General features: G+C 59.5%; 9 protein-coding genes and 1 pseudogene. 3 read left to right on the forward strand and 7 right to left on the reverse strand.

Annotation, left to right across the window (positions count from 1 at the left end; genetic code table 11):
- Positions 1 to 372 (forward strand): annotated as a pseudogene (locus ACT3SQ_RS18035) (TetR/AcrR family transcriptional regulator); the annotation flags it as partial.
- A 253-nt stretch (positions 373 to 625) separates the two neighbouring features.
- On the opposite strand, the gene ACT3SQ_RS18040 reads toward ACT3SQ_RS18035, so the two are convergent.
- Genes ACT3SQ_RS18040 through ACT3SQ_RS18050 form a run of 3 tightly spaced genes read right to left on the reverse strand, consistent with a single transcriptional unit; the run spans position 626 to position 5,702 of the window.
- Positions 626 to 2,353, reverse strand: coding sequence for an ABC transporter ATP-binding protein (locus ACT3SQ_RS18040; RefSeq protein WP_444601538.1), 1,728 nt, complete (start codon positions 2,351 to 2,353; stop codon positions 626 to 628).
- On the reverse strand, positions 2,350 to 5,013 hold the full coding sequence (locus ACT3SQ_RS18045) for an ABC transporter ATP-binding protein/permease (protein ID WP_180959783.1): 2,664 nt from the start codon (positions 5,011 to 5,013) through the stop codon (positions 2,350 to 2,352). Before ACT3SQ_RS18045 ends, ACT3SQ_RS18040 begins: the two co-directional genes overlap by 4 nt.
- Positions 5,013 to 5,702, reverse strand: coding sequence for a TetR family transcriptional regulator (locus ACT3SQ_RS18050; RefSeq protein ID WP_101598864.1), 690 nt, complete (start codon positions 5,700 to 5,702; stop codon positions 5,013 to 5,015). The genes ACT3SQ_RS18045 and ACT3SQ_RS18050 overlap by 1 nt, the downstream gene beginning before the upstream one ends.
- Before the next feature lie 310 nt (positions 5,703 to 6,012).
- On the opposite strand from ACT3SQ_RS18050, the gene ACT3SQ_RS18055 reads away from it, so the two are divergent.
- Together ACT3SQ_RS18055 and ACT3SQ_RS18060 are read left to right on the forward strand one after the other, a co-directional pair.
- The gene (locus tag ACT3SQ_RS18055) at positions 6,013 to 7,329 is read left to right on the forward strand and encodes an ISL3 family transposase (RefSeq protein WP_101601755.1); all 1,317 of its coding nucleotides are present in this window, start codon (positions 6,013 to 6,015) and stop codon (positions 7,327 to 7,329) included.
- A gap of 112 nt (positions 7,330 to 7,441) precedes the next feature.
- Positions 7,442 to 8,869, forward strand: coding sequence for an IS1380 family transposase (locus ACT3SQ_RS18060; RefSeq protein ID WP_006821979.1), 1,428 nt, complete (start codon positions 7,442 to 7,444; stop codon positions 8,867 to 8,869).
- An 849-nt stretch (positions 8,870 to 9,718) separates the two neighbouring features.
- Here ACT3SQ_RS18060 and ACT3SQ_RS18065 read toward each other — a convergent pair.
- Genes ACT3SQ_RS18065 through ACT3SQ_RS18080 form a run of 4 tightly spaced genes read right to left on the reverse strand, consistent with a single transcriptional unit; the run spans position 9,719 to position 13,336 of the window.
- Positions 9,719 to 10,405: an energy-coupling factor transporter transmembrane component T gene (locus ACT3SQ_RS18065; protein ID WP_025388378.1), complete on the reverse strand. Its 687-nt coding sequence runs from the start codon at positions 10,403 to 10,405 to the stop codon at positions 9,719 to 9,721.
- Positions 10,402 to 11,862 carry an ATP-binding cassette domain-containing protein gene (locus ACT3SQ_RS18070; protein WP_006821247.1) on the reverse strand — a complete coding sequence of 487 codons (1,461 nt, stop codon included), beginning with the start codon at positions 11,860 to 11,862 and terminating at the stop codon, positions 10,402 to 10,404. Before ACT3SQ_RS18070 ends, ACT3SQ_RS18065 begins: the two co-directional genes overlap by 4 nt.
- On the reverse strand, positions 11,859 to 12,449 hold the full coding sequence (locus ACT3SQ_RS18075; protein WP_006821246.1) for a hypothetical protein: 591 nt from the start codon (positions 12,447 to 12,449) through the stop codon (positions 11,859 to 11,861). The genes ACT3SQ_RS18070 and ACT3SQ_RS18075 overlap by 4 nt, the downstream gene beginning before the upstream one ends.
- Positions 12,446 to 13,336: a siderophore-interacting protein gene (locus tag ACT3SQ_RS18080; protein WP_006821245.1), complete on the reverse strand. Its 891-nt coding sequence runs from the start codon at positions 13,334 to 13,336 to the stop codon at positions 12,446 to 12,448. The genes ACT3SQ_RS18075 and ACT3SQ_RS18080 overlap by 4 nt, the downstream gene beginning before the upstream one ends.
- Positions 13,337 to 13,485: the final 149 nt, after the last annotated feature.

Here is a 13,485-nt window from a genome sequence, read left to right on the forward strand (position 1 = left end):
ACAAATCCTGGCATCGCCGAACACCTCACGAGGCTGAGCTCCGCTACGCCGGTATCGGTTGGACGCATTGACCGCTCGCAAGCTGAATTCGCGGAACGCTACGGCATCTCTGCGGCTCAGGCGAGTATTTTGGTTTCGACGATCGCCGAGCACGCGGTAGCTCTTGCCGCCGTAAATCCGCGTTCGCACAGCCAAGTGCGAGATTCCACATCGCTCAGCGCCGCGGTATCGACGGTGCGTGCCGGGGCGCTCGCCACCGCAGCGCTTTCGCCCGAGGAGCGATTCTGCTGGTCGATCCGGGCAACTGCCCGGGGCATGCTGGGGATGCTTGGGCTGCCAATCCGCACCGACACACCATTATCCGGCGGGTGAGGTCGCGTGATGGCTAGCCAAGCTCATATGCACGCCCTTTCGTGCACGTCATGCTGGGTGGGCGACGTCGTAGGCGTGCTGAAGTATCAGTTCTCATCCTCAGAGTGAAGGAAACCACATGAGTGACAACGTCATCCCCGCCGTTGACCGCAGCCTGTCGCCGCATTCTTGTATCTGAGGTGCTGCTCGCCCAGGCCGGGACAGTTGCGGCGCCTGATAAGTTGGCTTCGAGGTAGGCAAAGCACCTGCACGCTCAGATTTGCCAACCGCTGGCGGCGTCTTGCTGCAACCAAAATTCGGCGAACCGACCACCGGGACCAAGGAGCCCGTCCACGGTTCCGTCTTCTACGATGCGGCCATCTTCGATGAACAGCACACGATCCGCCTTTCGAATGCTCGCGAGTCGATGAGCGACAATCACACGGGTGCGCGGTGTTGGATCGTTGGTGAGGGCGGCGGTAATGGCCGCCTCGTTTTCAGTATCGAGGGCGCTGGTCGCTTCATCCACCAGGAGCAGGGGAGCGGGTTTGAGTAAGGCGCGGGCAATGGAAACTCGCTGGCGTTCACCGCCGGAAAGTGCGGCGCCCGCTTCGCCCACTTGGGTGTCCCAGCCGTCGGGCAGCTGGCGCACAACCGTGTCCACTCGCGCCAGGTGGGCGGCAGTATCCAGGGCAGCATCCCCGGCTTTGGGCTGCCCGGCGAGGATGTTGTCACGCACGGTACCGTCAAAAAGATACGGTTCTTGGAACACCACGCTCACCGCGTCCCGTCGTGATGCGGTATCGAACTGGCTCACGTTCTTACCGTCAAGCAGAATACTTCCCGCCGACGGGTTATGCAATCCAGCCAGCAGCGTCAGGATGGTACTCTTACCCGACCCGGAAGGCCCGACAATCGCTGTCGTTGTGCCGGGTTCTAGGACCAGATTGAGCTCATCAAGTACGGGAGCATCGCCAGTTGCGTAGCTAAACCGCACATCACTGAACTCGACGCGTGGCGGCGTGGTGGCGTTGAATTGCTCGTTGCCCGCTGGCGTCGTTGGAGCATCTAGCACCGTTTTGATCCGGCGCAAGGTGCGTGCGGAGGTCTCAACGCCGCCGCTGAGCTCAGCAAGAGAGGTAAACGGTTCAAGGTAACGGACGATGACGACAATCAGCGCGATTGCTTCGGGTACGGTGAGATTGCCATCCACGGTGCGGATAACGGTGGTGCCGGCCAGGGCGATCAGGGCGAGTTGACTGGCGATACTGAAGATAAGTTGCCCCGGGATCTGCATAAATAACAGTTTGCGGGTCGTGCCGTGTTGCGTCGCCAGTGCTTGACCGACTTGGCTGCATTCTGGGTCAATGCGCCGCGCTGCCCGTAGCGCGTGCTGGGTGCGAGCGAACTCCACGATCCTTTCGGTCAGTTCGCTGTTTGCTGTTGCAGCCTCACGGTCTGCATGCCGGCTGAAATGTCCCGCCGCCCAGTACGCTCCGAGCAGTACCGGAACGAAGGCTAATGCTACAAGTGCAAGTGGCCAGGACACCGGGATGAGTGCCACTGAGATGGCGATAGGCAGTAGTAACGCCCCCAGGATCGGGGTCACCAGGTAGATGATAATGCCCACGAGATCGGGTCCGGCCGCCGCAATGGACTGGCGAGCCGTAGCGGTGTTCTCCGCGGTGAACCACTGGAGTCGGATACGTGAGATGCGTTCAGAAATCGCATGCTGGCTCTCGTCAAGCAACCCAAAACCGAGATTAAAACCGATGCGTGAAATATACCAGTCGACCACCCAGCCGACGGCGGTCACAAGCGCCAGCAGCCCGACCCAGCCCCAGGCATCGGCGGGCTGCACACCGAAAAGTGCGGCTATCAGGGGCACGAGCAGCACTGTGCCGGCGGCCCGCATGATGACACTTACTACGGTGAGGATGAGATGGGCGATGACAGCTCGAGTACTACCGGTGGGTAGGAGCGCGAGTAAGGTGCGAATCATTGGGTGTCCTCAATCGAAGCGGCGTGTGAGACCGGGGTGTGGGCGCCGTGGTGGGAAGCGTGGGAGCCAGCTGCGTCCCAGAGCTGGCGGTATCGTCCGCCACAAGCCAGCAGATGTTTGTGAGTGCCGGTTTCGACTACGCGGCCGTGGTCAACGACAACGATGCGGTCGACAGCGGTAATGGTGTGCAAGCGGTGCGCGATCACCAGTACCGTACGGTTTTGCGTGAGCTGATTGAGAGCCTGCTGCACGAGGTATTCCGATTCCGGATCAGCGAAGGCGGTGGCTTCATCGAGCACCAGGATCGGAGTATCCGCAAGGATGGCACGAGCAATTGTCAGGCGCTGGCGTTCGCCACCTGACAGTGCCGCATCCGGCCCCAGTAGTGTGTCATACCCGTTGGGCATGCGTAGAATACGGTCGTGAAGTTGGGCGGAACGGGCCGCTTGTTCCACCTGTTCATCAGTCGCTTCGGGCTGCGCGAGTGCGATGTTGTCGCGTACGGTGCCTTGCACAAGTTGCGTCTGCTGGAACACAAATCCGACACGAGCATAAAGTTCATCGGGGGTGAGCCCCCGGATATCCTGTCCATCGATCCGGATCGAGCCCGCATCAACATCGTGGAACCGCGCTAGTAGTGCTGCCAGGGTAGATTTTCCGGATCCAGAGGACCCCACCAACGCGGTAACAGTCCCCGGTTGGAGGGTGAGAGAAATGTCTTCCAGAGTTGGAACTCCCGGAACGTACGAAAAGTTCACCTTGTCGAAGGTCACCTTGCCGGATGCCGTCGCAGGGGATGTCATCGGGTCGTTGTTGACATCCGCTTGGACTGGGTTTTCCACTTCGAGCTCACGTTCATCGAGTACGAGCTGCACGCGTTTGGCGGCTAAGAGTCCGGTGCGCAGACCTGATAGGCCGTAGCCGATCCCAAGCAATCTCCCGCCGAAGGTCGTCCCGAGGAAGAGGAACGGGAGTAGGGCCACCGGATCCATACTGCCCGTGGTGACAAAAAGTGTGCCGAATGACGTTATGACCAGCAGAAAAGTTGCGGGGCGGGTGGCCAGATCCATGAGTGACTTCTGCCCGTTGAACGGTCGTTGCCAGTCGTTTAAGAACGCGATGTACTCACTGAGTCGATTGTGGAAGGTCGACGCTGTGGCTCCGCCAAATACTCGCACTACGGGTTGACCTTCCAGATAGCTGCCTGCTTCACTATTCATCCGGTCGGCCCAACGGAGCGACTGCGCGGTTTTGACTCCAGATTGCACCAACATGATGTACATCGTGATGATATAGACGAGCACCGGTACAAAGAGCAGTAGTGCCATCCGCCAGTCAACGACGAAAAGGTACCCGAGCACCCCGAGGGGTGCAACAACAGCTGCAACGGCATCCGGTACCGCATGTGTCACAAGATAATGTAACGCGAATGTATCGTCCTGTACGAGTTGTTTAACTTGCCCCGACGTGCGTGAGTCGAACCAGCCAAGCGGCAGACGTGAGAGTTTACGCAGCATCCTGCCCCGCAACTCCCGCTCGAACCTGGCATCGATCCAGTGCAGCCACAGTAATAATGCTGACGAGAACAACACACCGGCCCCGATGAGGACCACTGCCCAGATCCCGACCGATATTAGTGCCTGGCGCGCTGCCCCGGTGAGGAGCATGCGGGACAGCTCGACAAGTAGAAAGAATGGTGCCAGCTGCATGAGGGTAACCAGCGCTTGCACCACCCCCGCGATTATGAATGTTGATTTAAGGGGTTTGAGGAGGCGTCGACCAGATTGGGAGCGCCACTGGCTGGTCGCTGCCTGTTTTCCGGTCATTTCATCGTTTTGTTGGGGTATCTGAACTGGCTCTGCTGGGGTGGTCGCTTCTGGTGTGGGGTGCGATGTCGTACTCGCCTCGTCTTGTGAACGATTCTTCCCCATTGCCCGCCCCCGAACCCAGTACGCATGCAAATGCAGTTCGGATTTCGGGAAGCCGAACTCATCGCGTAACCGAGGCCGAAGATGTTTTAATGTTCCGGACTCAGGTGCAACCCACGCGTACCAATTCGACCAGTCACGGGGTTCGATCGCAGCTGCAAGTGTTTCGGGGCCACGGTACGGCACCCAATGCGTGGTGAGCCGCGGGTGGGAGGTGAGCGGAATCAGTTGGTCATCCGGGTCATGCTCTTCCAAATAGAGGTCAACTTGGAGATGTTTGGGAATGGTCTCCAGGATGCCATTGATTGCCGGGATCGATGCCGAGTCACCGATGAGTAGGTAGGCAGCGGGCAATTCCTCAGGAACTTCGAATTTGACTGAACCCAAAGCCATAACCGCCACGCGCATGCCCGGCTTAGCAGCCACGGCCCAAGTCGAAGCGGGACCGCTGGGCTCGTGGAGTACAACATCGATGGTGAACTCACCGGTGTCTTCGTTCGCTTCGACGATAGTGTATCCGCGTTGGTGTTCAACGCCGCTGCCGTCAGGATCTGGAAACCAAAACCGTAAATATACTGCGGGCCCTGATTCGGCTTCGTCAAAGAGAGTCGGTGAAACCAACCGTATCCGCAAATATTTTGGGGTGAGATATTCCTTGTCAATAACCGTGGCGATGTGGTCCTGTGCGCCGAAGGTGCGCATGAGCACACCGTTGAATCCCCGCTTGGCCATCAGATTCCTTGTCCTATAGCTCGTAGTTCTGCCAAAAATATTTCCACGTCGCGTCCCGGCGGAGCAATGTCAACGAACCCCCGGATTGCTGCGGTCAGTAGTAAGCGCACGTATGAATCCGAGTCAATCTGCGGTAGCACACTGTGGGGTTGGTGCAGGTGAGCATCCGCTAGGAGTCCCTGCGTTGCGTGAGTTCGTTGCGCATCGAGTTCTTTAGCGTGCAGTTGTTGGGACTCTTCTGCCGCCGCATATCCGATGGTCGTGGATGCAACGGCACTTGCAAGCACAATGGCGGCATCTGGTGCATAGCCGCGTCGAACAAGCGCTTCGACTTCGGTTGAGAGTAGTGCCCGGCCACCTTCGCCCCGCGGAAACAGTGTCTGAAGGTAGGTGACCAAACCGGGATGCTCGATACTGTGCTCGCGCAACTGCAGCCCGAAGGACAGTAAGTGTTGCACCGGGTCATGGGCGGGATCGTCGTGCAATTGCAATTCACCGAGAAGCTGTTCGCCTAGCAGACGTTCAAGACCCCAGCGTCCCTCAACATGGCGATATAGTGCGGCAGCCGATACGTCGAGTCGACTGGCAACGGCGTTCAGACTCAATGCCCGCATTCCGACCGCTCGGCTCGCTCGAAGAATATCCTCGACTTCGATCTGACGAGGACGACCGCCAATTTGCTTCTCCATTCAGTACCGCCAATCCAGGTTAGTTGCCACCAGTAACTAAGGGTAGCCTAAGATGAACAGGAAAGACAGGGTGGTCCAGACTGATCGGGCGCCTGACTAATGCAATCCGTCGTGGCTTCCGCGCCATGGTCGACATGAGCGTGGCAGTGTCACCACCCAGTATGTAAGCCTGGATCCACCGATAAATGGCTCTTCGTAATTGAGGGTGTACAGCCTGGTGCCGGGGATCCGTCCGTGTCGCTGCCGGGGTAGACGTCGAGGTCTCCCTGAAGATGGAAGTTCTCACACTCTCCATCCGGAAGACCTCGACATGGACAAGCCTAGCTTCACGACCCCCGATCTCGACGCGTTCTGCCTCCTCGACACCCACGGCCTGACCATCACAGGACAAGCTGTCGATATCGATCACGCAGTCCTGGAATGCCGCACCACTACCGACGATCCCGATTCCTGGTGCCGCGCGTGCGGGGCAGAAGGCATCCCCCGCGGAACCGCGGTGCGCAGGCTCGTCCACGTCCCCCTCGGCTGGCGACCCACGCTCCTGCACGTGAGAGTCCGCCGCTACCGGTGCCCGACCTGCACACGCGTCTGGCGGGAAGATCTCACCCCGGTCGCCGCGCCACGGGCGAAGCTGTCGTGGTCGGCTGTGCTGTGGGCGCTGAAATGCCTCGTCATCGACAGGATGTCCATCAGTCGCATCGCTGCGGGCCTGGGCGCGGCGTGGCACACCGTCAACACCGCTATCCTCGCCACCGGCCAACAGCTGCTGGTCGATGATCCCAGCAGGTTCGACGGTGTCCGTGTCATCGGGGTCGATGAGCATGTGTGGCGGCATACGCCGTTCGGCAGCAAGTTCGTCACTGTCATCATCGATCTCACCCCGATCCGCGACAAGACAGGCCCCTCCCGGTTACTGGACATCGTCGAAGGCCGGTCGAAGAAGGTCTTCAAGACCTGGTTGGCGACCCAATCGCAGGCGTTCCGTCACGGTATTGAGGACGTCGCGATGGATGGGTTCGCCGGCTACAAGTCAGCCGCGACCGAAGAACTGCCCGACGCGACCCCGGTGATGGACCCGTTCCACGTCGTCGTGCTGGCCGGGAGTGCTGTCCAGCGGTGTCGGCAGCGGATCCAGCAGGAGACACTCGGACACCGGGGCCGGTCCGGGGACCCGCTCTACGGCATCCGTCGTGTCCTGCTCACTGGCGCGAACCTGCTCACCAGCAAGCAGACCAGCAGGCTCGAGACGGTGCTCGCTGCCGAGGAACACACCCAGGTCGATGTCACATGGTGGGTCTACCAGCGCATCGTGGCCGCGTACCGCGACCCCGACCGAGTGCGAGGACGCGCGAGGATGCGGGCCGTTATCACGAGTCTCTCTGCAGAAGTCCCGGCGGCGCTGGTGGAGCTGACGACGCTGGGGCGAACGCTGAAACACAGAGCTGCCGATGTGCTCGCCTACTTCGACCGACCCGGAACAAGCAACGGGCCGACTGAAGCGATCAACGGTCGTCTCGAGCATCTGAGAGGCACCGCGCTGGGGTTCCGGAATCTGGGCCACTACCTGCTGCGGGCACTGCTGGATACCGGAGGGTTCAGACCGCTTCTACACTCTCATTTGCGATGAGCCCGATAAATTTGGTGTGAGTTCGGCGGTTTAACTGAAGAAGTGCCTTTTGACCTGGAATAATAGTAGTTGTTCACGCCACTATTTCTAGGATCAGAAAGGCACCTCTGAGATGCTATTCAATCACAGTGCTGCTGGTATTGCCTATTCGTTTGATGAACCGAATCTCGTGTCGTCGGCTGGGCTTGCTCCCGTGTTGCGGTTGGCGCAGTCTGCGGGGCTGAAACGTTTAGCTGATGAGTGGATCACGGTGGCTAATACTGGGGCCGATAAGGGTGCGAATCCAGGGACGAAGATCACGTCGCTGGTCGCTGGGATGGCTGCTGGTGCCGACAGCATCGATGACATGGATCTGCTGCGGCATGGTGGGATGAAATCATTGTTCCATCGGGTGTATGCGCCCTCAACACTGGGCTCACACCTGCGCGAATACACGCATGGGCATGTGAAACAATTAGCCGCAGTCGCTTCCAGGTTTCTGACCAACCTGAGTGACCACACGGACTTGTTGCCGGTCAGGTCACCGGATGGCACCGGTGGTGACATGGTCTTTGTCGACGTGGATGACACGGTTATTGAAGTCTTTTCGCCCAACAAACACGGTGCTGGAATCGGCTATAACAAACTGCGCGGCCTCAACGGATTGACCGCCACGATTTCCACAGCCAAAGCAGCACCGCTGGTGCTTGGTCAGCAGTTACGCAAAGGGGCAGCTCATTCGGTGCGAGGCGCTGACAAATTAGTCAGTGACAGCCTGGCCACTGCCAAACGCATCATCGATCCCGATACCCCTGTGTTGGCGCGGTTTGATTCGGCCTTTTATAGTGCCAACGTCGCCAAAGCAGTCCGCGCGGCTGGAGTCCACTACTCAGTGACCCTGCCCCAAAACGCTGCCGTGAAGAAAGCTATTGCTCACATCCCGGCCGAGGCCTGGAGAGGGATCAATTACCCACAGGCGATCTATGACGACGAAACGGGTCGATGGATCTCTGATGCGCAGGTGGCTGAAATTGATTTCACCGCCTTCTCGTCCAAAGCCCAAGAGGAGCAACTGGCTGGCCGGTTGGTGGTCCGCCGCATCCCGGAACTCAATACCACCAAACTGGCAGCCGCTCAAGGCCAGCTGTTTGACACGTTCCGTTATCACGCCTTCTTTACTACCGTCGAACAATCTGTCTTGGATACGGTGGCTGCAGACAAAGTCCACCGTCAACATGCCGTCGTCGAGCAGGTTTTTGCTGATCTCAAAGCCGGGCCATTAGCCCACATGCCCTCCGGGCGGTTTTATGCCAACGCGGCCTGGCTAGTCATCGCGGCCATCAGCCACAATCTGCTGCGAGCAGCAGGCAGTGTTGCCGGTGGCAAGCTGGTCAATGCCAGAACGGTCAGCCTGCGCCAGAAACTGGTCAATATTCCCGCCCGGATTGCGCATCGGGCTCGCAAACTGATCCTGCATTTACCTACGCACTGGAAATGGGCCACCGCCTTTGACCGGCTATGGCACAACACGCTGAGCCCACCACAGCTGGCCACACCGTGACCACCCAGCCCGAAAAGGGGCGCCCGGCCGAGCAGCAGAAAGGAATGCTCGGAAACCCATCAGTGGACACAACCGGTGCCAGGCCGGGAGACATCAACGACCCCAAAACGCTCAACCGCGCACCATCGATTCCTCAGCGTCGCAACTGCACATCGCTTATCTAATCGGTGGATCCAGGTTTAGTTTCACCGGCCAAAATCGCAGCCTGACCATACTGTTTGGGCAGAGCCTACCACCGCACTTAGCATGTCAATCTCTTGGTTTGGCGTTACAGTCATGGTTCACGGGAGATGCATCGTCGGCTCGAAGTTATGCGTTGATAGATCTGTAGGGGGCTGGAAGGATCGTGCCGGTTCGGGCTTGGGCTGGGTGAAAGCCGGGTCGCACTACGGGAGCAAGCTAAGGTTGACAGACTCAGCAACTCAGCAGTGCAGGAGGATGCTTCCCGGGGCGCGGATGTCGAGCTCTGTATTGCTGATGCTTGCGTGCCTGGCGAAGATGCACCCCGCAGGATGACCTGGCGGAGGTGGCTTTTGTGCAACATGACGGCAACACAGATACTTGGTTATTCACCGCCGGAATGAGTAGCGCAAGCGAGTTTCCAGTGCGCCTCTACGACACGGAGGGCGTCGTGCTCTCCGACACGGCGGCCGCCCCGGCGAAGCGACGGTCCTAGTGGGGCACTGACGGGGCCACTATCAAGTCTATTTCCGGCTCATTACCGCAGTTCAGTAGCGTCGGGATCGGGCCCGGTCTGCACCGGGAGGGCGGCTCTGGCGTCAAACTGGTGAATTAACAATACGAAGCTGCCTGGAATTGATCAGGGGGCAAGCTGCCTGTCAGGCACCTCTACATTCTTTCGAGGAATACGGCAATGAAAATGCTGCATACCCATACTGCGATGAGAATAGCCAGCTCGAACGCTCGGAGCGGTCGACTCTGGTGGACCGTGCGTTTCGGATGGGCACCGAAACCACGAGTGTCCAGGGCGAGAGCGAGCTCATCGCTATGCCGGAAACTTGCCACGAGAACTGGCAGCGTCGTCCGCAGTAATAATCGCGTCTGTCCACGAATGCTCCCGCGGGCACGTAGTCGAGCCATCCTGCGGGCGGTGCGCAGGTCAGCTCGCATGAGCATAGTGAAACGTTCCCCGAGTAGCACGGTGTCCATGACCCGATAGGAAACACGGAACCGATCAATCAACGAGTCTGCCAGCACCGGCCAGTTCACATAGAAAAACGGCACCACGAGTAGGGCGCTGAGTGCAACGATACGCAACGCCCCGTTCGTCGCGGCCTCTAGAGGCAGCCACAGGCCCATCCCGACCCAAAGAACCAGGGATAGCGCGCCAGCCGCCGCGATAAAGACAGCGGCAAAGCGGGGTTTCGTCACCACTGTCACCAAGAGACAGCACGCCAGCACTGTAATACTGAACCAGGGCCGTTGGGCGAGCAATACCGCGAGCTGTGCGGGAACGGTGAGCAATACGATAATCAGCGGATGCGGAACCCACCTGCGGGAGTTGAAGCGGGTCATATCTGCCAGACCCCTTTGACGATTCCGGTTTGTAGCTCGATGTGATGAGTGGCGATGCCGCGGAAGGAGCCCGCATCATGCGTCGCGATGACGGCGACGCGATCCTGAGCATTTCCTGCTAACAGCGCACGAATCTGTGCTGTGCCAGTCACATCCTGTGCATTCGTAGGTTCGTCCAGCAGGAGAAATGCCGGTCTTCCGGCGACGGCGAGGAGCACCGAGAGCCGCTGTCGTTGCCCGCCCGATAAGTGCTGCGGATGCACTTCGGCCAGACACAAGAGCCCCGCCCGGTTCAACATATCGTCGATCTCCGCGGCACTAGAACGCGCCCCCGGTGGTAATGCCAGGTGTAGCTCCGTCCGAACGGTGTGGGCGAACATGAGCTCGCTCCCGCGTTGTGGCAGGTACCCAATGCCTCTGGTGAGCCTTACCCGCCGTGACGGATCGATGTGCCCGCGCACCCCGCGTTTCTCGCCGGCAAGCGCATCCAGCAGGCTGGTCTTACCCGCGCCGTTTGGGCCCAGCAGCAGCGCGATTGCTCCTCGGGGAAGTGTGAGGGTGGCGTCTCGCAACAACAGTGCGCTGCGTCTGGCGACCGTAAGAGCCTGGGTTGTCAGACCGGGTGCTGTCTGGTGGACGGTCAACGCGCCGAAGTCTGTGTCACTGCTCGAGGTCTCTTTTGCGGGTAGATGCACGCCGATTCTGCGGCAGAAGTCTACGTTCTCACCGTATACACTGGCGGGCTTGTCGTCGAGCGCGATTCTGCCGTTCTCATCGAGTACGATGACCCGATCGGTATGTTCCAGATGTGGGTCCGGACGGTGGTCGAACGCCACGACGGTGAGCTGGCGAGCGGACCGAATCTCCCTGATGATTTTTCCGAGCCGGTGGCTTGCGGTGCGATCCAACTGTGACGCGACCTCGTCGAGCACCAGGATAGGCGCTCGCAGCACGAGTGCTGACGCGAGGGCAAGTCGCTGTTGTTCGCCGCCCGAGAGGGTCAGTGGGTTACGGGATTCGTCAATGTGGCTCAGACCGACGAGGTGCAGGGCTCTGCGCGCCCTGAACGTGGCCTCGTTGGGTGCTATGAGTTGGAAGTCGAGGCCGGCACGGACTTCTGCCAAGACGGTGCTGGCGAAAAGCTGGGTTTCTGGGCGCTGCCAGACCGCAGCGATCGTACCGGAGCGTTGGGCTGAGTCTAGGGTTGCAAGCTGGGTTCCGTTCATGCTGATGCTGCCTGCAACCCGAGCTGTCGTCATATCTTCAAGCACCCCGACCAGTGCGTGTGCCAGACTTGACTTACCGCAACCGGTGGGTCCGGTGATGAGCGTGTAGCTCCCGCTGACCAGCTCCAGGTAAGGTATATTGAGCACCGGATTTGCGCCATCGTAGGCGATTGTGAACTGCTGTATCCGTACGTTGTAGCGGCCAGGGTCGGCCGAGTTCGGGAGGCTCATGCGACGACGATGCGCTGTGGGTTCACATTTGCACGTAGCAATCCGATGGTCATGACCCAGGCGCCCCACCCGTAGAGCACGCCAAGTCCAACCCGAATGATGAGGGCGAGTAGCTTGATGCTGGGGTCTAGCAGCAGAAACTCTTGGTAGAAGAACATGAAACCGAAGCTCATCAGACTCACGATTGCGCAGGCCAGGATGGCCCACCACAGCCAGAACTGGGACCGGGCAGGGGGCCAGGTGGGCTGGGTTTGTGAGCGCAACCGTCTGGTAATGAAGAAGGTGAGTTCGATGACGATGCCCGCGCACAGGGCGAGTGCGCCGAAGCCTGCGACGGTTGTGACAATCGAGGTGAGCAGCGCCGCGCCGCTGCGTTGAATCAGCAGGGCGGCGATGAGGATCCCCAGAAACCAGGGGACTGGTGCCGGGAATGCTAGCCACGGGACCGTGGCTTGTAATGCGACCCCGAGAATTCGTGATACGTGGACGATGATCGCGCCCAGCGCGCCGAGTACAACGAAAGTCAGCAGAGCACGAGTGGAGAATCTGTCGGATTTCAGGCTCGTAATTCTTGTCTCGCCGTTCACAGTTCGATCTCGAAGTCGTCGGTATCGGTGAATGCGCGCCCCGCTGCGAGCCCCTTTTGCGTTGCCCGGAGTCTGGCGAAGTCCAGCCGGGTGTTCGTCATCCCATATTTCCAGTAGCCGAATACCTGTGTTTGCTCGGACAGTAGTCCGAGATGGTGTTTGCAGCGGTGGCGAATTTCGCGCATATCTTCCCGTTCGCCGGCCGCCCACACGCTGGCGTCAGTGGTGAGATCGAATTCGGCGAAAGCAGTGGCCAGTGGGTATTGGCCGTGCGGCTCTACTCGAAACGCGGTGATGGGTTCTGCTAATGCGGAGATCTCCTGTTGCAGGATAGCAAACTCATCCTCCGGGACGGCAGCAAAGACGAAAGTCTCGTCCACGTGGGGCATGGTGCGCAGGAGCCGCGTCGCCGCGGGGAGCGCAGAGGAGTCGGCAAGCAGCACCCGCGGGGTGCCCTCACCGGGGGTGCGGTGCGGGCGTGGTCCGACAATGTCAATGCGGTCGCCAATCCTGAGCTGCGCTAGCCAGCGCATCGCAGGAGAAGCTTCGGCGTGCACTACGAGGTCTATTTGCGCGGTGCGGGTTGCTGGATCGATTTCCACGAGTGTGTATACCCGCGTCGTGGTCTTTGGTACCCCGGGGATTGCGGCGAATTCCTCGGGTGGTTCCGGCAATGCGACGCGGACCGTGGGATTTGCCAGAGTCCATTCGTTGAGTGGGTCGTCGCCAGAAATCGTCGCTGAGATACGAGTGAGTTTTCGTGCGCGGTGCTCAATTGCGGTGACGGTCAGATAGCGGTCCTCGAGCCCCTGCTGATGATCGGGGTGTTTGAGTACCTCGAGTAGTCCTGCGAGCTCGTCTTGGGTGAGGTTGATCGAATCTGTCATGTTGGCCCCGTCAGTATGATGGTAGTAAGGCTAACCTTACTTCTAGTTTGGCGTGGACGCAATCGGACATGGCAGGATGGCGTTATGATCAGATCTGGACGTCCCCGTCGTCTCACCACAGCGGCTATCGTCGACGCGGGCACAAAACT

The organism is Brachybacterium sp. AOP42-C2-15 (assembly GCF_052377065.1).
Lineage (GTDB): Bacteria > Actinomycetota > Actinomycetes > Actinomycetales > Dermabacteraceae > Brachybacterium.